This window comes from Streptomyces sp. NBC_00285 (assembly GCF_036174265.1).
GTDB lineage: Bacteria > Actinomycetota > Actinomycetes > Streptomycetales > Streptomycetaceae > Streptomyces.
The window spans coordinates 2,818,447-2,842,649 of record NZ_CP108055.1 but is presented as its reverse complement, the minus strand read 5'-3'; the positions used below and the strand labels follow the sequence as shown (position 1 = coordinate 2,842,649).

At 70.7% G+C, this 24,203-nt stretch carries 21 protein-coding genes; 12 read left to right on the top strand and 9 right to left on the bottom strand.

The window, feature by feature from the left end:
* Positions 1–44: 44 nt before the first annotated feature.
* The 4 genes from OHT57_RS13105 to OHT57_RS13090 form a co-directional block, all read right to left on the bottom strand.
* Positions 45–1,271, bottom strand: coding sequence for a branched-chain amino acid ABC transporter substrate-binding protein (locus OHT57_RS13105; RefSeq protein WP_328753188.1), 1,227 nt, complete (start codon positions 1,269–1,271; stop codon positions 45–47).
* Positions 1,272–1,491: 220 nt separating this feature from the next.
* The gene (locus OHT57_RS13100) at positions 1,492–2,181 is read right to left on the bottom strand and encodes a hypothetical protein (protein WP_328746532.1); all 690 of its coding nucleotides are present in this window, start codon (positions 2,179–2,181) and stop codon (positions 1,492–1,494) included.
* 54 nt (positions 2,182–2,235) lie between these two features.
* The gene (locus OHT57_RS13095; RefSeq protein ID WP_328746531.1) at positions 2,236–2,697 is read right to left on the bottom strand and encodes a PaaI family thioesterase; all 462 of its coding nucleotides are present in this window, start codon (positions 2,695–2,697) and stop codon (positions 2,236–2,238) included.
* Between the two features lie 54 nt (positions 2,698–2,751).
* On the bottom strand, positions 2,752–5,031 hold the full coding sequence (locus OHT57_RS13090) for an FdhF/YdeP family oxidoreductase (protein ID WP_328746530.1): 2,280 nt from the start codon (positions 5,029–5,031) through the stop codon (positions 2,752–2,754).
* Between the two features lie 156 nt (positions 5,032–5,187).
* Between OHT57_RS13090 and polA the strand changes: the two genes are divergently transcribed.
* Entirely contained in the window at positions 5,188–7,917 is a 2,730-nt protein-coding gene (gene polA / locus OHT57_RS13085) for a DNA polymerase I (protein ID WP_328746529.1), read from the top strand.
* Between the two features lie 395 nt (positions 7,918–8,312).
* Positions 8,313–8,807: a hypothetical protein gene (locus tag OHT57_RS13080; protein ID WP_328746528.1), complete on the top strand. Its 495-nt coding sequence runs from the start codon at positions 8,313–8,315 to the stop codon at positions 8,805–8,807.
* On the opposite strand, the gene OHT57_RS13075 is transcribed toward OHT57_RS13080, so the two are convergent.
* The gene (locus OHT57_RS13075; RefSeq protein WP_328746527.1) at positions 8,734–9,585 is read right to left on the bottom strand and encodes a DUF4184 family protein; all 852 of its coding nucleotides are present in this window, start codon (positions 9,583–9,585) and stop codon (positions 8,734–8,736) included. The two genes, OHT57_RS13080 and OHT57_RS13075, sit on opposite strands and share 74 nt — an antisense overlap.
* A gap of 308 nt (positions 9,586–9,893) precedes the next feature.
* Here OHT57_RS13075 and OHT57_RS13070 point away from each other — a divergent pair, with 308 nt between their 5' ends.
* The 3 genes from OHT57_RS13070 (at position 9,894) to OHT57_RS13060 (ending at position 12,929) form a co-directional block, all read left to right on the top strand.
* The gene (locus tag OHT57_RS13070) at positions 9,894–11,639 is read left to right on the top strand and encodes a lytic transglycosylase domain-containing protein (protein ID WP_328746526.1); all 1,746 of its coding nucleotides are present in this window, start codon (positions 9,894–9,896) and stop codon (positions 11,637–11,639) included.
* A 147-nt stretch (positions 11,640–11,786) separates the two neighbouring features.
* Positions 11,787–11,921 carry an SPW_0924 family protein gene (locus OHT57_RS13065; RefSeq protein WP_328746525.1) on the top strand — a complete coding sequence of 45 codons (135 nt, stop codon included), beginning with the start codon at positions 11,787–11,789 and terminating at the stop codon, positions 11,919–11,921.
* A gap of 21 nt (positions 11,922–11,942) precedes the next feature.
* A complete protein-coding gene (locus OHT57_RS13060) occupies positions 11,943–12,929 on the top strand; it encodes a DUF3068 domain-containing protein (protein ID WP_328746524.1) in 987 nt (328 codons plus the stop codon).
* Here the strand turns inward: OHT57_RS13060 and hrpB are convergent.
* On the bottom strand, positions 12,919–15,441 hold the full coding sequence (hrpB, locus tag OHT57_RS13055) for an ATP-dependent helicase HrpB (RefSeq protein ID WP_328746523.1): 2,523 nt from the start codon (positions 15,439–15,441) through the stop codon (positions 12,919–12,921). The genes OHT57_RS13060 and hrpB overlap by 11 nt on opposite strands.
* A 39-nt stretch (positions 15,442–15,480) precedes the next feature.
* The gene (locus OHT57_RS13050) at positions 15,481–16,374 is read right to left on the bottom strand and encodes a class I SAM-dependent methyltransferase (protein ID WP_328746522.1); all 894 of its coding nucleotides are present in this window, start codon (positions 16,372–16,374) and stop codon (positions 15,481–15,483) included.
* 318 nt (positions 16,375–16,692) lie between these two features.
* Here OHT57_RS13050 and rpsA point away from each other — a divergent pair, with 318 nt between their 5' ends.
* The 4 genes from rpsA to OHT57_RS13030 all read left to right on the top strand — a co-directional run bounded on the left by rpsA (position 16,693) and on the right by OHT57_RS13030 (position 20,522).
* A complete protein-coding gene (rpsA, locus tag OHT57_RS13045; RefSeq protein ID WP_328746521.1) occupies positions 16,693–18,210 on the top strand; it encodes a 30S ribosomal protein S1 in 1,518 nt (505 codons plus the stop codon).
* A gap of 260 nt (positions 18,211–18,470) precedes the next feature.
* On the top strand, positions 18,471–19,409 hold the full coding sequence (locus tag OHT57_RS13040; protein WP_328746520.1) for a PAC2 family protein: 939 nt from the start codon (positions 18,471–18,473) through the stop codon (positions 19,407–19,409).
* Between the two features lie 28 nt (positions 19,410–19,437).
* The gene (gene coaE / locus OHT57_RS13035; RefSeq protein WP_328746519.1) at positions 19,438–20,091 is read left to right on the top strand and encodes a dephospho-CoA kinase; all 654 of its coding nucleotides are present in this window, start codon (positions 19,438–19,440) and stop codon (positions 20,089–20,091) included.
* Between the two features lie 50 nt (positions 20,092–20,141).
* The gene (locus tag OHT57_RS13030) at positions 20,142–20,522 is read left to right on the top strand and encodes a tetratricopeptide repeat protein (protein WP_328746518.1); all 381 of its coding nucleotides are present in this window, start codon (positions 20,142–20,144) and stop codon (positions 20,520–20,522) included.
* Positions 20,523–20,544: 22 nt separating this feature from the next.
* Here the strand turns inward: OHT57_RS13030 and OHT57_RS13025 are convergent, their stop codons facing one another.
* Positions 20,545–20,820: a DUF6343 family protein gene (locus OHT57_RS13025; RefSeq protein ID WP_328746517.1), complete on the bottom strand. Its 276-nt coding sequence runs from the start codon at positions 20,818–20,820 to the stop codon at positions 20,545–20,547.
* 66 nt (positions 20,821–20,886) lie between these two features.
* Here OHT57_RS13025 and OHT57_RS13020 point away from each other — a divergent pair, with 66 nt between their 5' ends.
* Both OHT57_RS13020 and OHT57_RS13015 read left to right on the top strand, forming a co-directional pair.
* Positions 20,887–21,819, top strand: a complete 933-nt coding sequence (locus OHT57_RS13020; RefSeq protein ID WP_328746516.1) for an acyltransferase domain-containing protein — start codon at positions 20,887–20,889, stop codon at positions 21,817–21,819.
* 56 nt (positions 21,820–21,875) lie between these two features.
* Positions 21,876–22,346: a DoxX family protein gene (locus OHT57_RS13015; RefSeq protein WP_328746515.1), complete on the top strand. Its 471-nt coding sequence runs from the start codon at positions 21,876–21,878 to the stop codon at positions 22,344–22,346.
* Between the two features lie 219 nt (positions 22,347–22,565).
* Here the strand turns inward: OHT57_RS13015 and OHT57_RS13010 are convergent, their stop codons facing one another.
* Positions 22,566–23,387 (bottom strand): RNA-binding S4 domain-containing protein, encoded by an 822-nt coding sequence (locus OHT57_RS13010; protein WP_328746513.1) that lies wholly within the window; start codon positions 23,385–23,387, stop codon positions 22,566–22,568.
* A 92-nt stretch (positions 23,388–23,479) separates the two neighbouring features.
* Here OHT57_RS13010 and OHT57_RS13005 point away from each other — a divergent pair, with 92 nt between their 5' ends.
* Positions 23,480–24,199, top strand: a complete 720-nt coding sequence (locus tag OHT57_RS13005) for a uracil-DNA glycosylase (protein WP_328746512.1) — start codon at positions 23,480–23,482, stop codon at positions 24,197–24,199.
* Positions 24,200–24,203 lie beyond the last annotated feature (4 nt).

Here is a 24,203-nt window from a genome sequence, read left to right as displayed (position 1 = left end):
CCGCGCGGCCCGTGGTGGTGCTGTTGGTGCTGTGGGGGCCTGGGTCAGCCGAGGTTGGCGGTGCCGGTCTTCACAGCCTTCCACGCGCCCTTGGTGACCTGGTAGACGGTGAGCTGCTTGTTGGTCGTGTCGCCGTACTGGTCGAAGGAGACCTTGCCGGAGATGCCTTCGAAGTCGGACTTCTGGACGCCGTCGACGACGGAGGAGCGCAGGGCGTTGATGTCGGTGGGGACCTTGCCGCCGTTGGCGTCGACTGCGGCCTTCACTGCCTTGATGATGGCGGTGGTGGCGTCGTAGGAGTACGCGCCGTAGGCGCCGTAGTCACCCTTGTAGCCCTTGGACTTGTAGGTCTCGATGAAGGTCTTCGCGGCGGGCAGGGTGTCCGCGGGGACGCCGACCGCGGTGGCGAGGTCGCCTTCGGTCTCGGTGCCGCCGGCCTCGATGTAGGTGGAGGCGAACATGCCGTCGCCGCCGAAGAGCGGGATCTTGACTCCGCCGTCCTTCATCTGCTTGGTGATCAGCGCGGATTCGTCGTACTGGCCGCCGTAGTAGAGGAGGTCGGCGCCGGAGGTCTTGATCTTGGTGACGAGGGAGCCGTAGTCCTTGTCGCCGGTGTTGACGTGGTCGGTGCCGACCACGGCGCCGCCGAGCTTCTTGAACTGCTCGTTGAAGATCTTGGCGAGGCCGGCGCCGTAGGTCTGCTTGTCGTCGACGACGAAGACCTTCTTCTTCTTGAGGCCGTTGTACGCGTAGTCGGCGGCGAAGCTGCCCTGCAGTTCGTCGGTGGTGGCGGTGCGGAAGTACGTCTTGTAGGGACGCTTCTTGTCCGTCTGCCAGTTCTTGCCCTGGGTCAGGGCGGGGTTGGTGTTCGAGGGGGAGATCTCGACCATGTTGGCCGAGGCGAACACCTGCTGCATCGTCTGGGCGACGCCGGAGTTCAGGGGGCCGACAGCGCCGACGGCGGTCTTGTCGCCGGTGATGGCGGTGGCGTTGGACTGGCCGGTGGCCGGCTGCGCCTTGTCGTCGAAGGCCTTCAGCTTGAAGGTGACGCCGGGGACGAGCTTGGCCTTGTTGGCGTCGTCGACGGCGATCTGAGCGCCGTACTGGATGCCGAGACCGGTGGTGGAGTTCTCGCCGGACAGCGGGGCGTCCACGCCGATGGTGAGGGTGGTGGTGCCCCCGTTGTCGCTGCTGCCGCCCTTGTCGTCTCGGGAGCCACAGGCGGTGAGCGTCAAAGCCCCCGTCGCCATGACGGAGGTGAGAATCACCAAAGAACGTCGCACAATCAGTCCTCTCCGCAGGCACGTCCGTCCTCGTGGGTACGGTTGGTGCCGCGCTGGTACCGAACTCCCGATGGAGCGGTGACTGGCCGTGACTCTAAGCCCGGTTTGCAGGCAGGGGCATCGCTGTGCGCGGGCTTGTGACTTTCTTGTTATGACGTGGTGGATGGTGGGCTTCCGCGAAGGGGGCTCTCAGCCGGTTTGGCGGAATTTACGAGCGGTCCGTATTTTGAGAACCTGCACTTCCGCTTGGCCGTGGGGCCTGTGGCGTCGTGATGGGGGTGCAGGCGCTGCGCAGGAGCCCGGAAAGGGCGTCGGAGTACGCGCTGCCGAAGATGAAACTATGGTGTTGTATTGCGCGCGCGTTACGCAGCGTTACGTCAAGGAATAGTAGGTCGGCGTTCAGGGGCAGGCCGGAGCAGTCGGAAACCGTTATCTCCACGGTGACCCGGCGTGTCGTGCCGGCGTGCACGGTGAAGGTGTCGGGCAGGGCGTGGGCGGTGAGTCCGGCGAGGGCGGCTCCGGTGACCCGGAGGGTGACGGGTGGTCCGCTGCGGACGTCGACGGCGAACCGGAACAGTCCGCTGGTGGGGTGAGTGCCGGGGGTTCTGGGGAGTCCGGCGGACCCGAGGTAGCGCCAGGCGGTGACGTTGGCGGGCCAGGGGGCGGGGGTGTCCGGTGGTGCGGGGTGGTCGTCGGACAGGGCGCGGGGGAGGAGGATTCCGGCTGTGAGCAGGGTGAGCGCGGTCGTCCCCAGGGCGGTTCTGCGGGCCCTGGGTGACAGGGTGTTCCACCACGTGTTCCAGCGGTCCGTCAGGCGTGGTTCGTCGACGCCGATGACGTCGTGACTGTCCCCCGTCTGCGGTGAGTTGACGGGCTCGACGGGGCCGATACCGGTCATGGGAGAACGGTAGGGGAGTCGGGGGACGGTGCCCAGTCGGTGGGTGGGGTGCGGCTAGCGGGCGGGGGCGTCGCGCAGCAGGCAGGTCAGGCGGGCGGTGCAGACCCGTCGTCCTTCCTCGTCGCTGATGACGACCTCGTAGGTCGCGGTGGAGCGTCCTTGGTGCACGGGTGTGGCGACTCCGGTCACCAGTCCTGAGCGGGCTCCGCGGTGGTGGGTGCAGTTCAGGTCGACGCCCACGGCGATCTTCGAGCTTCCGGCGTGCAGCATGGCGCCGACGGATCCGAGGGTCTCGGCGAGTACGGCGGAGGCGCCGCCGTGGAGCAGTCCGTAGGGCTGGGTGTTGCCCTCGACGGGCATGGTGCCGACGACCCGGTCGGCGGAGGCCTCGATGATCTGGACGCCCATGCGGGTGCCCAGGTGCCCGGCGGAGAACATGGCGACGAGGTCGACGCCGAGTGCGGCGTACTCATCGATGACTTCTTGGGGGAAGGTGACGTGCTGCTGCTCGCCCATGGGGCCGGGCTCCGTTCGTCCTGGTCGCTACGACCGCCTGTGCTGAGCAAACGCTCAGTCGGTTGTCGATTGTTCCAGACGCACGACGACGGACTTGCTGGCCGGGGTGTTGCTGGTGTCGGCGGTGGCGTCGAGCGGTACGAGGACGTTGGTCTCGGGGTAGTACGCGGCCGCGCAGCCCCGTGCGGTCGGGTAGTGCACGACCCGGAAGCCGGGCGCCCGTCGTTCCACGCCGTCCTTCCATTCGCTGACGAGGTCGACGTACGAGCCGTCGGCGAGGTGGAGCTGCTGCGCGTCCTCGGGGTTGACCAGGACCACGCGGCGGCCGTTCTTGATGCCCCGGTAGCGGTCGTCGAGGCCGTAGATCGTGGTGTTGTACTGGTCGTGGGAGCGCAGTGTCTGCAGCAGCAGGCGGCCTGCGGGCAGTGCGGGGTACTCGACGGGTGCGGCGGTGAAGTTGGCCTTGCCGGTGGCGGTGGGAAAGCGGCGTTCGTCGCGCGGGGCGTGCGGCAGGGTGAAGCCGCCGGGGTGGGCCACGCGCGCGTTGAAGTCCTCGAAGCCGGGTATGACGCGGGCTATCCGGTCTCGTATCGTCGCGTAGTCCTTCTCGAACTCCTCCCAGGGTGTGCGGCTGTTCTCGCCCAGGACCCGGCGGGCCAGCCGGCACACGATGGCGGGCTCGGACCGCAGTTGTCCGCTCGCGGGCTCCAGGCGGCCGCGGGAGGCGTGCACCATGCCCATGGAGTCCTCGACGGTCACGAACTGCTCGCCGCCGCTCTGGAGGTCGCGCTCGGTGCGGCCCAGAGTGGGCAGGATCAGGGCACGCGCGCCTGTGACGGCGTGCGAGCGGTTGAGCTTGGTCGAGACGTGCACGGTCAGCCTGGCGCGCCGCATGGCGGCCTCGGTGACGTCGGTGTCGGGGGAGGCGGAGACGAAGTTGCCGCCCATGGCGAAGAAGACCTTGGCCTCGCCGTCGCGCAGGGCGCGGATGGCGCGGACGACGTCGAAGCCGTGCTCGCGCGGCGGGGCGAAGCCGAACTCCTTCTCCAGGGCGTCCAGGAAGGCGGGTGCGGGGCGCTCGAAGATGCCCATGGTGCGGTCGCCCTGGACGTTGGAGTGGCCGCGGACCGGGCAGACGCCGGCGCCGGGGCGGCCGATGTTGCCGCGCAGGAGGAGGAAGTTGACGACCTCGCGGATGGTCGGCACGGAGTGCTTGTGCTGGGTGAGGCCCATGGCCCAGCAGACGATGGTCCGCTCGGAGGCGAGGACCATGGCGAGGGTTTCCTCGATCTCCGCGCGGGTGAGGCCGGTCGCGGTGAGCGTCTCGTCCCAGTCGGCGGCGCCTGCGGCCTCGGCGAACTCCTCGTAGCCGTGGGTGTGTTCGCGGACGAAGGTCTCGTCGACGGCGCCCTGCGTCTGGAGGATCAGCTTGTTGAGGAGGCGGAAGAGGGCCTGGTCGCCGCCGATGCGGATCTGGAGGAACTGATCGGTGAGGGAGGCGCCCTTGAGCATGCCCTGGGGGGTCTGCGGGTTCTTGAAGCGCTCCAGGCCGGCCTCGGGCAGCGGGTTGACGCTGATGATCTTCGCGCCGTTCGACTTGGCCTTCTCCAGCGCGGACAGCATGCGGGGGTGGTTGGTCCCCGGGTTCTGTCCGGCGACGATGATCAGGTCGGCCTTGTAGAGGTCGTCGAGCAGGACGCTGCCCTTGCCGATGCCGATGGTCTCGCTCAGCGCCGAACCGGACGACTCGTGGCACATGTTGGAGCAGTCCGGCAGGTTGTTCGTGCCGAGCTCGCGGGCGAAGAGCTGGTAGAGGAACGCGGCCTCGTTGCTGGTGCGTCCCGAGGTGTAGAAGACGGACTCGTCGGGGGAGTCGAGGGCGGCGATCTCCTCGGCGACGATGTCGAAGGCACGCTCCCAGCTGATGGGTTCGTAGTGAGTGCCGCCCTCGGGGACGTACATGGGGTGGGTGAGCCGCCCCTGCTGGCCCAGCCAGTAGCCGCTTCTGTTCGCCAGGTCGGCGACGGGGTGCGCGGCGAAGAACTCCGGGGTGACCCGGCGCAGGGTGGCTTCCTCGGCGACCGCCTTCGCGCCGTTCTCGCAGAACTCCGCCGCGTGGCGGTGTTCCGGCTCCGGCCAGGCGCAGCCCGGGCAGTCGAAGCCGTCCTTCTGGTTGACGCGCAGCAGGGTCAGGGCGGTGCGCTTCACACCCATCTGCTGCTGCGCGATGCGCAGTGTGTGCCCGATGGCGGGCAGTCCCGCCGCCGCGTGCTTCGGTTCGGTGACCTGAGGAGCGTCCTGAACCGGATCACCCTTGGGCGGCTTCGTGGCCATCGGACTCTCTCCTTCGCACACACGTGTGAGGTACGTCTCCGATCCTCGCACGCACCGGTGACAACGGTGTTTGCCGGGCGGTCGGGAAGCGGCGACGGGTGTGCCGTCGGCGGCGGGCGGGCCTGACTGTCAGTGGGGCGTGACAGGATCGGGGGCGTGGCAGAGACAGCATCGAAGAAGACCGACAACAGCCCCGGCGGCAGCCGTCCGCGCCTGATGCTCATGGACGGGCACTCGCTGGCCTATCGCGCGTTCTTCGCGCTGCCCGCGGAGAACTTCACCACCGCGACCGGCCAGCCGACGAACGCGATCTACGGCTTCGCGTCGATGCTGGCGAACACGCTGCGCGACGAGGCGCCCACGCACTTCGCGGTGGCCTTCGACGTGTCGCGCAAGACCTGGCGTTCCGAGGAGTTCACGGAGTACAAGGCCAACCGCTCCAAGACTCCGGACGAGTTCAAGGGCCAGGTCGAGCTGATCGGCGAAGTCCTCGACGCGATGCAGGTCTCGCGGTTCGCGGTCGACGGCTTCGAGGCCGACGACGTCATCGCGACGCTGGCCACCCAGGCCGAGGCCGCGGGCTTCGACGTGCTGATCGTCACCGGTGACCGTGACTCCTTCCAGCTGGTCAGCGAGCACACCACCGTGCTGTATCCGACGAAGGGCGTCTCGGAGCTGACCCGGTTCACCCCGGAGAAGGTCGTCGAGAAGTACGGGTTGACGCCCGCCCAGTACCCCGACTTCGCGGCGCTGCGCGGCGACCCGTCCGACAACCTGCCGGGCATTCCCGGCGTCGGCGAGAAGACCGCGGCCAAGTGGATCAACCAGTTCGGTTCGTTCGCGGAGCTGGTCGAGCGCGTCGAGGAGGTCAAGGGCAAGGCCGGGCAGAACCTCCGAGACCACCTGGAGGCCGTCAAGCTCAACCGCCGCCTCACCGAGATGGTGCGCACGGTCGAGCTCCCCAAGACGGTCACAGAACTGGAACGCGCCCCCTACGACCGCAAGTCGCTCGCGATGATCCTTGACACCCTGGAGATCAGGAACCCCTCCCTGCGGGAGCGGCTGCTGGCCGTCGACCCGGGTGCGGAGGAGGCCGAGGAGAGCCCGGTCGCCGCGGCGGGCGTGGAGGTCGACGGCAAGGTCCTCGGCACCGGCGAGCTCGCGCCGTGGCTCGCGGAGCACGGCACGCAGCAGCCGCTGGGCCTCGTCACGGTCGACACCTGGGGCCTGGGCACCGGCTCGGTCGCCGAGGTCGCGCTCGCCGCGTCCGGAGGGGCGGCCGCCTGGTTCGACCCGTCCCAGCTCGACGAGGCCGACGAGAGGGCGTGGGCGGCCTGGCTCGCCGACGCCGACCGGCCCAAGGTGCTGCACAACACCAAGGGCGCGATGCGGGTCTTCGCCGAGCACGGCTGGAGCATCGGCGGCGTCGGCATGGACACCGCGCTCGCCGCGTACCTGGTCAAGCCGGGCCGCCGGTCCTTCGACCTGGACGCGCTGTCGCTGGAGTACCTGGGCCGGGAGCTGGCCCCCGCCGCCGCGGCCGACGGGCAGCTCGCGTTCGGCACGGACGACGGGGCCGAGGCCGAAGCACTGATGATCCAGGCGCGGGCCGTCCTCGATCTGGGCACGGCCTTCGAGGGGCGCCTGGAAGAGGTCGGCGCCGCGGACCTGCTGCGTGACATGGAACTGCCCACCTCCACCCTGCTGGCTCGCATGGAGCGGCACGGCATCGCGGCGGACCGGGCCCACCTGGAGGCCATGGAGCAGATGTTCGCGGGCGCCGTCCAGCAGGCAGTGAAGGAGGCGCACGCGGCGGCCGGACACGAGTTCAACCTCGGCTCGCCCAAGCAGCTCCAGGAGGTCCTCTTCGGCGAGCTGGGCCTGCCGAGGACGAAGAAGACCAAGACCGGCTACACCACCGACGCCGACGCCCTCGCGTGGCTGGCGACCCAGACGGACAACGAACTGCCGGTGATCATGCTCCGGCACCGTGAGCAGGCCAAGCTGCGGGTCACCGTCGAGGGCCTCATCAAGACGGTGGCCGCGGACGGCCGTATCCACACGACGTTCAACCAGACCGTCGCGGCGACGGGCCGGCTGTCCTCGACCGACCCCAACCTCCAGAACATCCCCGTCCGCACGGACGAGGGACGGGCGATCCGGCGGGGATTCGTGGTCGGCGAGGGCTTCGAGTCCCTCATGACGGCGGACTACAGCCAGATCGAGCTGCGCGTGATGGCCCACCTCTCCGAGGACGAAGGGCTCATCGAGGCGTTCACCTCGGGTGAGGACCTCCACACCACGGCGGCCTCCCAGGTCTTCGCCGTCGAGGCCGACGCCGTCGACGCGGAGATGCGGCGCAAGATCAAGGCGATGTCGTACGGGCTCGCGTACGGACTGTCGGCGTTCGGGCTCTCGCAGCAGCTGAACATCGACGCGGGTGAGGCGCGGGCCCTCATGGACGCCTACTTCGAGCGGTTCGGCGGAGTGCGGGACTATCTGCGCCGGGCGGTCGACGAGGCCCGGGCCACGGGATACACGGCGACACTGTTCGGGCGTCGGCGCTATCTCCCCGACCTCAACAGCGACAACCGCCAGCGGCGGGAGGCGGCCGAGCGGATGGCCCTCAACGCGCCGATCCAGGGCACCGCGGCGGACATCGTGAAGATCGCCATGCTCAAGGTGGACGACGCGCTGCGCGAGGCCGGCCTCACCTCCCGGATGCTGCTCCAGGTCCACGACGAAATCGTCCTGGAGATCGCACCGGGGGAGCGCCAGAGGGCGGAGGAGATCGTCCGCCGCGAAATGTCGGCCGCGGTCCATCTGAACGTGCCGCTCGGCGTCTCGGTGGGCGACGGCCCGGACTGGGAGTCGGCAGCGCACTAGCCTGCGGCGGCCTCGGCTTGTGCGGGTTCGGCTTGTGCGGGTTCGGCTTGTGCGGGTTCGGTGGGGGCGGGGGTTTTGCGCAGTTCCCCGCGCCCCTGGATGCCTGCGGCGGCCTGTTTCGGTTGGGTGGGGGCCGGTGTAGCGCGTGCGGGTGTGTTGTGGGTCGGGGACGGGGTGGGGGGTGTCCGTCCTCGGTCCGGCGGGTGCTGTTGCTTCAACAGTTCTGGATGACGGACGCCGCGGGCTCCCCAGGGGCGCGGGGAACTGCGCGACCAGCCCCCACCGGCCCGCACCCGCCCCACGGCCCGGCGAGGCAGCTCCTCGGACGCCCGGCCCATCACTCGCGTGGACGCCACAACAACGCCCCCCACCCCACCCCCGGCCAGGATGCGGTCATGGGTATACGCATACTCCACCGCCGGACGGCCCCCGCACGGACGCAGGCACAGGCGCACGCCGACAAGGCCCCCTCGCCCGCACGGCACCCGGTCCCGCTCCACGCGGCCACCGCAAGCACCGCCCGCATCCCCGTCGACCCGGTGATCCTCCTGCGCCGGGCACAAGCACGGGCCAGGGCCGCGGGCCCCCGCATCCCGGCCCGCCTCGCCACCACCCTGCGCCACGCCACCGCAGACCTACGGCACCGCCTCACCCGCCACGACGAGGACGCCGTAGAAGAAGCGGAGAGTGCGCAAGCCTCCGGCAGTCGACTGTGGGCCGAGCTGGCGCTCGGTTATCTGGCCCTCGCCCTCGCCCTGCTGCCCAGGTCCCGTCCGATGTCCACGATGACGGTGTTCGTCGCGGCGGCCGGCACCGTCAGCGGGAGACCGGAAGAGCCGTCTCTTCCCGGTCGCCGGGCACCGGCGCCGGAGCCGGGCGCCACAGCCTGACCCCCACGGCGTACACCAGCACTCCGAGGACCAACCCGGCCCCGACTCCGAAGCACAGCGTCGGGATCAGTTCCAGGAGCTTCGTGCCGGAGTCCCGGTCGGCCCACCACCGTGAGGTCCGCTGCACCGCGCCCGCCGTCACGCACCCGCCGATCACGGCCAGGGCCCACCACCGGTCCCGCACCGACAGTTCGGGGACCCCGGCCGGCTCGGCCGTCGCGGGTGCCCGCCGCAGCGCGTACCCGCAGCACAGGGCGATCACGAGTGCCGCCACCGTCGAACTGCCGTACTGGAGATACCAGTACAGAGGCGACCCGGCCACCTCCCGGCCCAGGACGGGCAGCAGCCGCATCCCCCACCGGTCGAAGTGGGTGAACGCGTCCCACACGACATGGGTGAGCGCCCCCAGCGCGGCGGAGACGTACCAGCGCACGACCAGCCTCGTACGCACACGCGCGCGTGGCGTTCCGCAGCCGAGCAGGGTCGCCACCGCGCCCTGCCGTCGCCGGGGGAGCAGCGCCACCAGCGGCTCACGCAGCAGCAGCCACAGACCCACCAGTGCCCAGGCGATGAGGACGTCGACCGTGAAGACACCCGGGAAGGAGTGCGTGACGGTGCCGAACTCCATCGCCCCGGGAACGGCACTTGCCGCGAAATAGGTCATGTCGGGCGAGAAGGAGCCGGCCACGAGTACGGCCGGAACCAGTCGGCCCCGACCGGTTCCGTCGGACCGCACCGCGGGCAGTACCGCCGCCGCGTGGCTCAGGGTGAACGGCAACGGGGCTCCTCGCGACGGGCGTTGGCCGGGCGGCGGCCCGGGTGATCGGTCCCGCCCAGTATGGGCGATGCGACCCCGCACCGATCGAACATGGCCAACCGGTGAATAACGGGCGCGAACCGGTGTCCGAGAAAAGGAAGTTGTCGTAGGGTCGCACGGGTCACCGCGCTGGAGAGCCCGATCGAACGCGCACCTCAGGAATTACCGCGCGTCACGGGGGCAACCTCAAGGGCGGCTCGACTGTCACTACTGGACGAGAGCGACAGACGGAGACGGGCGTTCGTGCGCCCACGGGAGGGGTTCACCTTATGGCGGCGCAATTCGGCAGGAGGCTCCGCAAGGGAGCGGTGACCACCGCCGTGGCCGCGGCCGCGGTCGCGGCACTGGCCGCTTCCCAGGCCCCGGGAGCGACGGTCGACGACAACGGCAGATCGACCGCCGCCGACGCCCAGCCCTCCCCCGACGCGACCGCCGGTGACGGCACCGCGACCGGCAACTCGCCGTACTACACGGACCTGCCGCCGCTGAACACCCCGAGCCCGGTGCCGACCGACGGCACCTCCGGCACCACCACCCCGACCGAGGCCGAGGCCGGGATACCCGCGACCGTCCTCGCCGCCTACAAGCAGGCCGCTGCCGAGCTCCAGGAGTCCAAGCCCGGCTGCAACCTGCCCTGGCAGCTCCTCGCCGCCATCGGTCAGGTCGAGTCGGGCCAGGCCCGCGGCGGCCGGGTCGACGCGGACGGCACCACGACCTCCAAGATCCTCGGCCCGCAGCTCGACGGCAACGGCTTCGCGCTCATCAAGGACACCGACAACGGTGCCTACGACGGCAACAGCGCCTACGACTCGGCCGTCGGCCCGATGCAGTTCATCCCCTCCACCTGGGCGTGGGCCGGCCGCGACGGCAACGGCGACGGGGTGAAGGACCCGAACAACATCTACGACGCCTCCCTCGCCGCCGGTCACTACCTGTGCCGCAACGGCTGGGACCTGTCGGCCGGCGGAGACTTGGCCAAGGCGATCCTCAGCTACAACCCCTCGCAGGACTACCTGAACACGGTCCTGTCCTGGCTGGAGTACTACCGCAAGGGCACCTACGAGGTTCCCGACGGCACCGGCACCGTCCCGGGCAGCCGCAGCGACGGCGGCGACGGCTCGTCCCCCACGACGCCGTCGACCACGACGCCGGGTACGTCCACGCCGAACACGCCCGGCACCGGCTCGCCGAGCCCGACGCCGCCCCCGACCACCCCGCCGCCCTCGGGGACCCCCACCCCGCCGGCCCCGACGACTCCCCTCACTCCGACCGAGTCGGTGGACCACCTGGAGGACTCGGGCACCGCCAAGCTCACCGCGACGGCCGGCGACGCGTTCACCGGGAAGATCAGCACCAAGGCCGAGAACGCCGCAGGCATGGGCGTCCCCAAGGTGCGGATCCGCTTCACGATCGTCGGCGACACCGACGCCACCTTCACCGGCGGCGAGAAGGTCGCGACCGGCCTCACGGGCGCCTCCGGTGTGGCCACCGCGCCCGCGCTCCAGGCGGGCGAGACCACCGGCGCCTTCACGGTCCGCGCGACCCTCATCGGCCGTACCGTCACCGGCCCGGACTACACGGCCACCGTGACCCAGCGCGTCGCCGACACTCTCGCCCGGACCACCACGACCGATCTGACCTGCACGCCGAGCGGTGAGTTCGCCGACGCGGTCCAGGTCAAGGCCACCTACAAGGGTGCCGTGGCCGACAAGGTCGCCGCCACCGCCACCCTCATCACGTCGGCCGACGACGCCACCGAGAACGACAAGGGCCCCTACTTCAAGGACGCCGACGGCAAGACCGTGCGCACCTTGACGGGCCTCACGACGGACGCCGACGGCCTGCTGAAGCTGCCGCAGCTCTACGCCGACACCGCCACCGGCACCTTCGTGCTCCGCATCACCACCGCGGGCGGAGCGACGCTCGACGTGAAGCTGACCGTGGCGGTGGCCACCACGGACACTGCCACGGACACCGCCGTGAGCCCGTCGCCCAGCCCCAGCGCGAGTTCGTAGGACACCGGACCCACCTCGAAGGGCGTCCTCGCCGCCACGGCGGACAGGGCGCCCTTCGTCTGTGCGCGACGTGTTCTCATCTCGCCCGCCCGTTGCTACCGTGCCGGATCTGACGATGTATCAGTTCCCGTTGGCAGGGAGGCACCCATGCGCGCCCTGATCGCCGCCGCGACCGGTCTCGCCCTCGCGTTCGCACTGATCCTCGCCATCACCGCGATGGGGCAGACGACGGGCAAGACGTCTCCGAAACCGTTGCTGACCACGGTGCCCGCACACCCGTAACCGCCCGTCCGGGAGGCCGAGATGCGCCGCAAGACCAGCCTGGTCCTGCTCGCCCTCGCCGTGTTCTTCGCGGCGCTGTCCCCATTGATGCGCTGGTACGCCTTCCCGCGCCTGGCCAAGGTCCCCGCCAACCAGTACCAGGACATGGTCCTGGAGGCGAAGAACGTGACCCTCCTCGACTACAACAACGGAATGAAGGAGAAGAAGGTCCCCAAGGTCACCATCGTGCAGACCCTCAAGGGCAACGTGGAGGCCTCGGAGAAGATCGAGAAGACGGCCGGGAAGGACGTCGTGGTCTGGGACGGCCTGTCCTATGTCGTCGGCCCCGACGGCAAGATGGTCTCCAAGATCCCCGAGCGTTACATCTTCGACGCCCACACCCAGGACCCCGTCCACGCCACCGGCGAGATGGTCGACGGCGACCCGGTCAAACGCGAGGGCATCGAGTTCAAGTTCCCGTTCCTGACGGAGAAGCGGGACTACGAGTACTTCGACGCCCAGGCCCGCACCTCGGCCCCCATCCACTACAAGGGCACCCAGAACTTCCGCGGCGTCGACGTCTACTACTTCGAGCAGACCATCCCCTGGACCCAGGTGCCCTTTCCCAAGACCATGCCGATCCAGGGCATCACCCCCGCGACCATCGCCAAGACCGGCACCACCCGCTGGTACACCACGGTCCGCAAGTTCTGGGTCGAACCCCTCACCGGCGCCCCCGTCAACGGCGAGGAAGTCCACAAGGAGGAGCTGCGCGGCGGCACCCTGCTCGGCGACGGCGGCAAGGTGACGGTGTTCGCCGGCGACGTGAAGATGCGCGAGGACTACATCAGGCACACGGTCGACCTGGTCAAGTCGAACCGCACCCTGATCCTCCTGATGACCTCCTACCTGCCCTGGGGCTTTCTGACCCTGGGTGTCCTGCTCCTTGCGCTGTCGCTGTGGCTGGAAGCCCGCGGCCGCCGTTTGGCCCCCGTGAGTGCGGACGTACCCGAGCCGGTCACGGCCTGAGCCGCGCGTTGGTGTGCCGCGTCGGCTCGGCGCCCGCCGGGTCCTCGGGCCACGGATGCTTCGGATACCGGCCGCGCAACTCCGCCCGCACCCCCTTGTAGCCGTCCTTCCAGAAGGAGGCGAGATCGGCGGTGACGGCGGCCGGCCGCCCGGCGGGGGAGAGGAGATGCACGAGGAGGGGAACGCCGGCGACCCGGGGCGACTCCTGGAGCCCGAACATCTCCTGCAACTTCACGGCGAGGACCGGCTGCTCCGGGTCGCCGTAGTCGATCCGGACTCTGGACCCACTCGGTACGGTGACCCGCTCGGGTGCCAGTTCGTCGAGCCGCGCGGCCTCGCCCGAAGCCCAGGGGAGCAGGCGCGTGAGTGCCCCTCCCGCGTCGATGCGTGCCAGGTCGGCGCGGCGCCGGGCGCGGCTCAGCTCCGGCTCCAGCCATTCGTCCACGCGCGCGTGGAGCGCGTCGTCGCAGACGTCGGGCCACGGGGCGCCGGCGTGGTGGTGCAGGAACGCGAGCCGCTGCCGCAGTACGTCGGCGTCGGGCGTCCACCGCAGTACCCGCAGCCCTTCCTGGCGGAGCCCTTCGAGAAGGGCCTCGCGTACGAGAGCGGGGTCGGCGTTCCTGAGCGGCCGCGCCGCGAGCTCGATGGCGCCGAGCCGCTCCACCCGCCGCGCCACGACATCCCCGTCGGCCCAGTGCACCTCCTGGCGCTCGGAGTGCAGCGACGCCGCCGCCGACCGGGCCGTGTCCTCGTCGATCACGGCGGCGAGCTGCACACGCGCGTGGCCCTTGCCGACGGGACGGTCCGCCACCGCCACGGCGATCCAGGGTGCGCCCCGCAGAGGGGATCCGTCGCGGAGCTCGGCGCGGGTGCCGGAGGCCATGAGATAGGACTCCCCGTCCTTCCGGGCCACGCGCTCCGGAAAGGCGAGCGCGGCGACGAGACCGTCCTTTCCCGCGTCCGTGTGCCGGAGGTCCGCCGAGGAGGCGCGGCCGTCCCGTCCGGCATCCGGCTCGCGGAAGTCCGCCGAGGCGGTCCGAAGGCGCCGCACCTCCGTCCGCCAGCGCCCCGCGTAGGAGTCGCCGCCACGCCGAGCAGCCCGCAGGGCGGCCGCCAGGTCGTCGCCGTATTCCCGGGGCGGCTCCTCCGACAGCAGCGCGATCACCTCGGCCCCCGCACCGGAGGTGTCCAGCAGCGCCCGCCCCAGCCGGGGATGCAGTCCCAGACGGGCCAGCCGTGCGCCCCGGGCCGTGGCCCGGCCGTCCGCGTCCACCGCTCCGACGGCCCTCAGCACCTCGCGCGCCGCCGCCATCGCGCCACCCGGCGGTGGGTCCAGCAGCGCGAGACCGGACGCGTCCGGATCGCCCCAGCAGGCCACCTGCAACGCGAACGCCGTCAGGTCGGCCACCTTGATCTCCGGCGCCGGGAAACGCGGCAACCGGGCGTCCTCCGCCTGTGCCCAGCACCGGTACACCGCGCCGGACGCCTCACGCCCCGCCCGTCCGGCCCGCTGCCGCCCGGCCGCCTGTGAGGCCCGTACCGTCGCCAGCGCGCTCAGCCCGCGCGCGTGGTCGACGCGCGGCTCGCGCGCCAGCCCCGAGTCGACGACCACCCGCACTCCGGGCACGGTCAGGGACGACTCGGCCACGGAGGTCGTCAGGACCACCCGGCGCCGCTCCCCGCCCGTCAGTACCGCGTCCTGCACGGCCGCCGGCGCCCGGCCGTGGACCTGGAGCACCTCCACGTCGCCGAGAGCGCCCAACTGCCCGGCCACGCGCGCGATCTCGCCCACGCCCGGCAGGAAACACAGCACGTCCCCGTCCCGCTCGGCCAGCGCCCGCCGTACGACCGACGCCACGTGTGCGAGCAGTACAGGGTCCACGCGCAGGCCGTGCGGCGGCCGTACGGGACGGGCCGGCGGCGCCCACACGACCTCCACCGGATGCAAGGCGCCCGCCGCCTCGACCACGGGCGCGTCGCCCAGCAGCCGCGCCCACCCCTGCGCGTCGGTCGTTGCGGACGCCGCCACCAGGCGCAGCTCCGGGCGCAGGGTCTGCCGTACGTCCCACAGGAAGGCCGCCGTGGTGTCCGCGTCCAGATGCCGCTCATGGCACTCGTCGAGCACCACCACGTCGACGCCGGCCAGTTCCTGGTCGCGCTGGAGCCGTTGAAGCAGCACCCCCGTCGTGACGACCTCCACACGCGTGTGCCGTCCGGCCACCCGCTCGCCACGCACGGTGTAGCCGACGCTCCCGCCGACCTGCTCGCCCAGCAGCCATGCCATCCGCCGCGCGGCCGCGCGGGCGGCGATCCGGCGGGGTTCGGCGACGACGACCCTGCGCGCGGGTGCCCCGGCGTCCAGCAGGCCCGCCAGCGCCAGTGGCACGAGGGTCGTCTTGCCGGTGCCGGGCGGCGCCACGAGGACGGCCGTGCCGTGTTCCTCCAGGGCGTCGCTCAGCGCGGACAGGGCACCGCGTACGGGAAGGACGTCCAGGGCGTCGTAACGGATCACGCCCCCAGTGTCGTACGGCCGCCCGAAGGTCGGCGTACGTCAGTCCCGTTCGCAGACGAAGATCGCCGAGCCGGGGATGAGGTTCCCGCGCAACGGGGACCAGCCGCCCCACTCCGAGGTGTTCCAGGCGGGCCACTGCGGCTCGACCAGGTCGACCAGGCGGAAGCCGCCGGCGACCACGTCGCGCACCCGGTCGCCGATCGTGCGGTGGTGCTCGACGTACACCGCGTGGCCGCTGTCGTCCTGCTCGACGTAGGGCGTGCGGTCGAAGTAGGAGGCGGAGACGGTCAGGCCCTCGGGGCCCGGCTCGTCCGGGAAGGCCCAGCGGATCGGGTGCGTGACCGAGAAGACGAAACGGCCGCCCGGGCGCAGGACGCGGCGCACGTCCTTCAGGACCAGCACCGGGTCGGCGACGAACGGCATCGCGCCGTACGCCGAGCACACCAGGTCGAAGGAGCCGTCCGCGAAGGGCAGCGCGCCCGCGTCGGCGCACACCAGCGGGAAGGACGTGCCGATGCGCAGGGCGTGCTGGAGCTGGCGGTGGGAGATGTCGAGGGCGACCGGGCGGGCGCCCTGCACGGCCAGCCAGCGCGCGCACTGGGCCGCGCCGGCGCCGATCTCGAGGACGTCCTTGCCCTTGAGGTCCTCGGAGGGGCCCAGCAGTTCCGCCTCCACCTCGTCGAGACCCTCGGGGCCCCAGACGAAACGGTCGTCGCCGAGGAACGTGCCGTGCTCGACCTGGTACTCGTCGGCGTTGCGGTCCCACCAGCCGCGGTTGGCCCGGGAGCTCTCGGTGACGTCCGCGTCACGCCGGGTGGCCTCCGACTCGTCGTCCGGGCCGGTCGGCTGCTGGTGTGCTGCGGGCTCTTGGATGATCGGCTCCCTCGTACTAATCTGCGGACTCTTCCGTCGCACCCGTCGCGACGACGTCACGAATGGGACGTCATCGGGTCCGCGTGGCCTCGTGAGACATGTTTTGCGCCGGGTATGCGGCGATCCGCCCCGGGTGTGCGCCTTCGCGCATTGACCCTGTCCGGCTGCCCCCGTATGCTACAAGTTGCGCTGCGGGCCTGCGCACCTCAGACGTAGCAGGTTGCGCTCGCATCTGTCGTATGTCCCCTCGGTTTTCGAGGCGCCACCGGATTTTTTCCAATGTGGTGCTTCCTTGGCTGTCCGGCTTCTTCAGAGCGACACGGGCTCCCGGCGTAGCAGTACCTACGACTCACCGTCCGTACCGGAGCCCTTTCCCACATGACGAGCAGCACCGAGACCACCGCCACCACCCCGCAGGTTGCGGTCAACGACATCGGTGACGAGGAAGCATTCCTCGCCGCTATCGACGAGACGATCAAGTACTTCAACGATGGTGACATCGTCGACGGCGTCATCGTCAAGGTTGACCGGGACGAGGTTCTCCTCGACATCGGTTACAAGACCGAAGGCGTCATCCCGAGCCGCGAGCTCTCGATCAAGCACGACGTCGACCCCAACGAGGTCGTCGCCGTCGGTGACGAGATCGAAGCCCTTGTTCTCCAGAAGGAGGACAAGGAAGGCCGCCTGATCCTCTCGAAGAAGCGCGCCCAGTACGAGCGCGCCTGGGGCACCATCGAGAAGATCAAGGAAGAGGACGGCATCGTCACCGGCACCGTCATCGAGGTCGTCAAGGGTGGACTCATCCTTGACATCGGCCTCCGTGGCTTCCTGCCGGCTTCCCTCGTCGAGATGCGCCGCGTCCGCGACCTCCAGCCCTACGTGGGCAAGGAGCTCGAGGCCAAGATCATCGAGCTGGACAAGAACCGCAACAACGTGGTCCTGTCCCGCCGTGCCTGGCTCGAGCAGACCCAGAGCGAGGTCCGCCAGACCTTCCTCACGACCCTGCAGAAGGGCCAGGTCCGCTCCGGCGTCGTCTCCTCGATCGTCAACTTCGGTGCGTTCGTGGACCTCGGTGGCGTCGACGGTCTCGTCCACGTCTCCGAGCTCTCCTGGAAGCACATCGACCACCCCTCCGAGGTTGTCGAGGTCGGCCAGGAAGTCACCGTCGAGGTCCTCGACGTCGACATGGACCGTGAGCGTGTCTCCCTGTCGCTGAAGGCGACGCAGGAAGACCCGTGGCAGCAGTTCGCCCGGACCCACCAGATCGGCCAGGTCGTGCCCGGCAAGGTCACGAAGCTGGTTCCGTTCGGTGCGTTCGTCCGCGTGGACGAGGGCATCGAGGGTCTGGTCCACATCTCCGAGCTGGCCGAGCGCCACGTGGAGATCCCGGAGCAGGTCGTCCAGGTCAACGACGAGATCTTCGTCAAGGTCATCGACATCGACCTCGAGCGCCGTCGCATCAGCCTCTCGCTGAAGCAGGCCAACGAGGCCTTCGGTGGGGACCCGGCTTCGGTCGAGTTCGACCCGACGCTCTACGGCATGGCCGCGTCCTACGACGACCAGGGCAACTACATCTACCCCGAGGGCTTCGACCCCGAGACCAACGACTGGCTCGAGGGCTTCGAATCCCAGCGTGAGGTGTGGGAGACCCAGTACGCCGAGGCGCAGACCCGCTTCGAGCAGCACCAGCAGCAGGTCATCAAGTCCCGCGAGGCCGACGCCGCTGCTGCGGCCGAGGGCGGCGACGCTGCGGGTGCGGTTCCGGCTGCGGGCGGTAGCGGCGGTGGCGGCGGCGGTAGCTCGTACTCCTCCGAGGGTGCGGACACCTCCGGTGCGCTGGCGTCGGACGAGGCGCTTGCCGCGCTTCGCGAGAAGCTGGCCGGCGGCCAGAGCTGAACGCTGGACCGCTGAGGTTTAGCAGGTGACTGAAGGGCCGTACCTTTCGAGGTGCGGTCCTTCAGCGTTGTACGGGTTCGTTGTTCGCTGCGGGCCGGTGGGGGCTGGTCGCGCCGTTCCCCGCGCCCCTTGGAGGGGCGCGCTGTTCGTCTGCCGGGTCATGAAAAGGGCGTAAGAGATGGCCTGATCAGGGCCCTGGGTGGGAATGCCGCTGTTCCAGGGCGTGTTGAAGCGTATGAACACGAGGAGGAGCGGTCACTGTGCTTGATCCGCAGGGTTTGTACGCATGGGAGCCCAAGGGCCTCGCCGTCGTCGACATGGCGCTCGCCCAGGAGTCGGCCGGCCTGGTCATGCTCTACCACTTCGACGGATACATCGACGCGGGCGAGACCGGCGACCAGGTCGTCGAGCGGCTGCTCGACACGCTGCCCCACCAGGTCGTGGCCCGTTTCGACCACGACCGGCTCGTGGACTACCGAGCCCGCCGTCCGCTGCTCACCTTCAAGCGGGACCGCTGGACGGAGTACGAGGAGCCCACCCTGGACGTGCGGCTCGTCCAGGACGCCACCGGAGCGCCCTTCCTGCTGCTGTCCGGCCCGGAGCCGGACGTGGAGTGGGAGCGCTTCGCCGCGGCCGTCCAGCAGATCGTGGAGCGGCTCGGCGTGCGGCTGTCCGTGAACTTCCACGGCATCCCCATGGGCGTCCCGCACACCCGGCCCGTCGGCCTCACCCCGCACGGCAATCGCCACGATCTCGTCCCCGGCCACCGCAGCCCCTTCGACGAGGCGCAGGTACCCGGCAGTGCCGAGGCCCTGGTCGAGTACCGGCTCATGGAGGCCGGTCACGACGTCCTGGGCGTAGCGGCCCACGTGCCGCACTACATCGCGCGCTCGCCGTACCCGGACGCGGCTCTGACCGTCCTGGAGGCCATCACGGCCGCCACCGGCATGGTCCTGCCGGGCATCGCCCACGCTCTGCGCACCGACGCCCACCGCACGCAGACCGAGATCGACCGCCAGATCCAGGAGGGCGACGAGGACCTCGTGGCCCTCGTCCAGGGTCTTGAGCACCAGTACGACGCGGCGGCGGGATCGGAGACGCGGGGGAACATGCTGGCCGAGCCGGTGGACATTCCGTCGGCGGACGAGATCGGGAAAGAGTTCGAGCGCTTCCTCGCGGAACGGGAAGGCGACAACTGATCCGCGGGAAGCGTCTAGGCTGCCGGGCATGTTGAAGGTGGGCCTGACCGGCGGTATCGGTGCCGGCAAGAGTGAGGTGTCGAGGCTCCTCGTGGAGCATGGTGCCGTCCTGATCGACGCGGACCGGATCGCACGCGAGGTCGTCGCGCCGGGCACGCCCGGCCTCGCCGCGGTCGTGGAGGCCTTCGGTGAGGACGTGCTCGCCGAGGACGGCAGCCTGGACCGGCCCGGACTGGGCTCGATCGTCTTCGCCGACCCGGACAAGCTCGCCGTACTGAACTCGATCGTGCACCCGTTGGTGGGCGCCCGCTCCCGTGAGCTGGAGTCGGCCGCCGCCCAGGACGCGGTCGTCGTGCACGATGTCCCCCTCCTCGCGGAGAACGCCCTCGCACCGCTCTACGACCTCGTGATCGTCGTCGACACGAGCCCCGAGACCCAGCTCGACCGGCTTCTCACACTGCGCGGCATGACCGAGCAGGACGCACGCGCGCGCATGGCCGCCCAGGCGACGCGCGAGAAGCGCCTGGAGATCGCGGACGTCGTGATCGACAACGACGTCCCCCTGGAGGAGCTGCGGCACCGCGTGCGGGACGTATGGGCGGATCTCGTACGGCGAGTGCGTGCGGACCGGGGCGCGGACGAGGCCGTTTCTCCTGAGGCGCCCCGGGAGCCCCAGGAATAGCGTCTCGCTGTCCGGGCGTTGAACCCTTCCAGTGAGGGAAGGACTCTGCCGTGCCCGAGACCAGCGGTTCGACCGGACGTACTCCGGAGACGCATGTCATCGACTTCCGTGCCGCCGAGCAGTTGCTCGCCGCACGGGATCCGCGGGGCGCGGTGAAACTGCTCGACCAGGTCATCGCCGCCCACCCGGAGAACACCGCGGCCCGGCTGCTGCGCGCGCGTGCCTTCTTCGCGGCCGCGCAGCTGCGGCCCGCCGAGCTGGAGTTCACCATCGTGCTGGAGCGCGAGCCGGACAACGCCTTCGCCCACTTCGCGCTCGCCCGCACCTACGAGCGGCAGGGCCGGCCCGACCAGGCCAGGCGCCACTTCAGGCTGGCGGCGGCGCTGGACCCGAAGCCGGAGTTCCTGAAGGCCGCGCGGTTCGACTCCTGACGGCCGCCTCGATGTGCCGCGGCTACCGGGGGCGGTTCTCCGGCGGCCGGTACGGCGGGATGCCGGGGCCCGGCTGGTAGTGCGGGCCCTGGCGGATGTGCCGGAGGATCAGCGCCATGTCGACGGTGATCACCAGCCACAACACGCCACAGGCGACAGCCCACCCGGGCCGTCCCGCCAGCGCGAACGCGGCCGTGCCGAAGACCGTCCAGACCAGCCCCCACACGCTCAGCCAGAACCGCGCCCGCAGTGCACTGCGCGCTGTCGTCGGCTCACTGCCCGTACGCATCGGGATCATCGCTCCTCCTTGCAACGTACTCTTCGGAACGGACGCTGACCAAAGGGTCGAAAAGGAGGTCACCGCGTGCTTCCGGACGCCGACGAACTGGCCGAGGTGCTGGTGGAACTCGCCGTGCCGCACGAGGACGTCAACGAACTCGTACGGATGGGCCGACGGGTCATGGACGACCCCGAGCTTCGGAGGTTCCTGGAGCACTCCGTCGACGAACTCGTCCGGGGCCTGGGCGAGGCCGAGGACCCGGTCGTCCTGCCCGACCTCGACTGGCCGGCCGGCGCCCTCCAACGCTGCTTCCCTGCCTACGTGTTCGTGGCGGCGCTGCCCCACGCGCGCGAATACCACCGCGCCCGCGGTATTCCGGACGACGTCTCCCGGCGCACCCTCGCCGACCTCGGGCGGAACATGGCCGTGCACCGCAGGCGGTACGGCAGGGCGGGCGTGCAGTCACCGCGCTGGCTGACCCGGCACTTCCGCGGCGAGCTGTACCAGCTGGGGCGGCTCCAGTTCGAGCGGATGCGGTACGGGCCCTGGAACAGACGGGCGCTGGCCGCTGCCGGACCGGACATCGCCACCGGCGCGCCCTGCCTCAGTGTCCACGTCCCCGACTTCCTCGGCCCGCTGTCCCCCCAGTCCTGCGATCGCTCACTCGCCCTGGCCGGCGAGTTCTTCCCCCGGCACTTCCCGGAGGAGCCCTACCAGGTGGCGCTGTGCCATTCCTGGCTGCTCGACCCGCAGCTGAAGGAGTACCTGCCCGCGGACTCCAACATCGTCCGGTTCCAGGAGCGTTTCCGGCTGGCCCCCGAGGACGAGAGGCCGGAGGACAGCGAGCCGCTGCAGTTCGTGTTCGGGGACGCGGAGCTGCCGCTGGACAGCCTGCCGCGGCGGACGGTGCTGGAGCGGGCCGTCGGCGATCACCTGCGGGCCGGCCGGCACTGGTACATCGGGCGCGGGTGGTTTCCCCTGACGGAATTCGGTCCCGGCGCGGCGATGAGTTCCTGAACGGGCGCGGGTCTATCCCGGTGACAGCACACGGACCGCTTCCCCAGGAGACCCCGATGTCCGACACCACCGTCCCCGTCCCCCGCACCGCCGCTTCCGCCGTCGCCGACGCGCCCGTCATCGCCGAGTCCCCGACCTCCCGTGGCCGCCGGGCCCGGATCGCCCTGCGCACCCTTCAGGTCGTACTCGCCCTCTTCTACGTCATCGCGAGCGCGCTTCCCAAGCTGATCGCGCACCCCTCCGCCGTCGAGGGCTTCGACAAGATGGGCTGGGGCAGCACGGGGATGTACATCATCGGCGTTCTCGAACTGGCCGGTGGGATCGCCCTGTTGATTCCCGTCCTGCAGTCGGTGGCGGCCGTGGCGTTGAGCGGGCTGATGGTCGGCGCGTTCGTCGTCCAGCTCACCTACTTCGACGGGGAGAACGCGGCGACCCCGCTCATCCTGATCGTCCCGCTCGCCCTGATCGCCTGGGCCCGGCGCCGGCACAACGCGGATCTGCTGCGGCTGGTACGACGACGGGCGTGACGGCGAGCCGTCCGTCGGCCACCGCGGTGAGGCCGGTCCCTGCCCTTCGGTAGGGGGCGGCCTCATGGCGGTGGCCGGACGCATGCCGGGCTGTCGGCTGCCGGGCTGCCTGGCTGTCGGGGCGCGGGCGGCGTCGGTGGCCTGAGCGGGAGTCTCGTCTGCGTGCCGCGCATGATCGTGCGCGGGTGCGGAGCTGGGGCCGGAGCCTGGAACTTCGGCTCAGTTCGAGCGTTTCGTTCTGCCAGAGCTTCCGCCCCTGCCAGGGTTGCCGGCCTTGCCCGAGGTGCCGCTACGGTCCGAGCGGCGTGCTCTGTCGAGGTGCCCTGCCTTGTCCGCGCGGCGGGGTGCGTCCGCGCGGGCGGGGGTTGCCGAGCCGTCGGGGTCGGCCGGGGTCTCGGACCCGCCCGGGCCGCCAGGGTCGCCCGGTCCGGCGAAGCGGTTGCGGCGGCTGCCTTCCGTGAGGCCGCGCAGGCGTTCCAGATCGCGGCGGTCGCGCTTGGTCGGGCGGCCGGCACCGCGGTCGCGGACACCTGCGGGAGCGAAGGCCTCGCGAGGCGGCGGCGGGGGAGATTTGTCGACGTAGCACTGGGCGGCCACGGGAGCGCCGACCCGCTTGCGGATCAGGTGCTTCACGACGACGATCCGTTCCAGGCCGTCCTGGCGGACACGCACCTCGTCGCCGACGCGCAGGGAGTGGGCGGGCTTCACCCGGTCACCGTTCACATGAACATGCCCGCCGCGGCAGGCGGTGGCCCCCGCGGAACGGGTCTTGACCAGCCGCACGGACCAGATCCAGCTGTCGGTGCGCACGCTCTCGCCGTTCTGCGGAGCGGCGGCCTTCGCGGCGGCGACGGCGGCGGCGATCTTCGGGTCCGGTGCGTCGGGGGCGACGGTCACCGGGGGCGTGGGGTCCGGGGCGGTGACATCGGTGCCGGGACCGTCGAGTCCGTCGGGGCTGTCGGTGGGCGCGGGGCTGTCGGTGGGCGGCTCGGCCCTGCCTGTCCCACCGGTCCCGTTGTCGTCCGTACGTTCCACAGCCATGCCCTCGACCTTAGTACCCGGGGTCGTGCACCCCGGGTGGGTTTTCCGGCGGGCGCCCCGTTGCTGTCCGGTCGCGGCCGTACCGTGGACCCGTGGATGCCCTAGCCGCTCTTGACCGCCGGATCGCGGGCTGCCGTGCCTGTCCGCGTCTGGTCGACTGGCGTGAGGAGGTGGCACGTACCAAGCGGGCCGCCTTCGCCGACTGGACGTACTGGGGGCGCCCGGTGCCCGGATTCGGGCCGCCGGACGCGCGGCTGTTGATCGTCGGGCTCGCGCCGGCCGCGCACGGCGGGAACCGGACGGGGCGGATGTTCACCGGTGACCGTTCCGGTGACGTGCTCTACCAGGCGCTGTACGACGTCGGGCTCGCCTCCCGACCCACGGCCGTGACCGCGGAAGACGGCCTGGAACTGTACGGCGTGCGGATCACCTCGCCCGTGCACTGCGCGCCGCCCGACAACAAGCCGACCCCCGGCGAACGCGACACCTGCCGCCCCTGGCTGGTCCAGGAGCTGAACCTGCTGCGGCCGACCTTGCGTGCCGTGGTCGTGCTCGGCGCTTTCGGCTGGCAGGCCGTACTGCCCGCGTTCAGGGAGGCGGGCTGGAACGTGCCCCGGCCGCGGCCCGTCTTCGGACACGGCGCGCGCGTGCCGCTCGACGGCCTCGAACTCTTCGGCTGCTTCCACGTCAGTCAGCGCAACACCTTCACCGGCAAGCTCACGCCGACGATGCTCCGGGACGTGCTCGGCACAGCGGCGGAGGCAGCCGGGCTGCCGGGAAATGGCGCGACGAGGTCGGCGCAGGGCGGCTAGGGTC

Excerpts from the sequence above, each read along its gene's own strand:
- coaE (WP_328746519.1), top strand. The coding sequence starts at position 19,438 with ATGTTGAAGGTGGGCCTGACCGGCGGTATCGGTGCCGGCAAGAGTGAG.
- OHT57_RS13100 (WP_328746532.1), bottom strand. The coding sequence starts at position 2,181 with ATGACCGGTATCGGCCCCGTCGAGCCCGTCAACTCACCGCAGACGGGG.
- OHT57_RS13010 (WP_328746513.1), bottom strand. The coding sequence starts at position 23,387 with ATGGCTGTGGAACGTACGGACGACAACGGGACCGGTGGGACAGGCAGG.
- OHT57_RS13095 (WP_328746531.1), bottom strand. The coding sequence starts at position 2,697 with ATGGGCGAGCAGCAGCACGTCACCTTCCCCCAAGAAGTCATCGATGAG.
- OHT57_RS13080 (WP_328746528.1), top strand. The coding sequence starts at position 8,313 with ATGGGTATACGCATACTCCACCGCCGGACGGCCCCCGCACGGACGCAG.
- OHT57_RS13065 (WP_328746525.1), top strand. The coding sequence starts at position 11,787 with ATGCGCGCCCTGATCGCCGCCGCGACCGGTCTCGCCCTCGCGTTCGCA.
- rpsA (WP_328746521.1), top strand. The coding sequence starts at position 16,693 with ATGACGAGCAGCACCGAGACCACCGCCACCACCCCGCAGGTTGCGGTC.
- OHT57_RS13060 (WP_328746524.1), top strand. The coding sequence starts at position 11,943 with ATGCGCCGCAAGACCAGCCTGGTCCTGCTCGCCCTCGCCGTGTTCTTC.
- OHT57_RS13070 (WP_328746526.1), top strand. The coding sequence starts at position 9,894 with ATGGCGGCGCAATTCGGCAGGAGGCTCCGCAAGGGAGCGGTGACCACC.
- OHT57_RS13015 (WP_328746515.1), top strand. The coding sequence starts at position 21,876 with ATGTCCGACACCACCGTCCCCGTCCCCCGCACCGCCGCTTCCGCCGTC.
- OHT57_RS13025 (WP_328746517.1), bottom strand. The coding sequence starts at position 20,820 with ATGATCCCGATGCGTACGGGCAGTGAGCCGACGACAGCGCGCAGTGCA.
- OHT57_RS13090 (WP_328746530.1), bottom strand. The coding sequence starts at position 5,031 with ATGGCCACGAAGCCGCCCAAGGGTGATCCGGTTCAGGACGCTCCTCAG.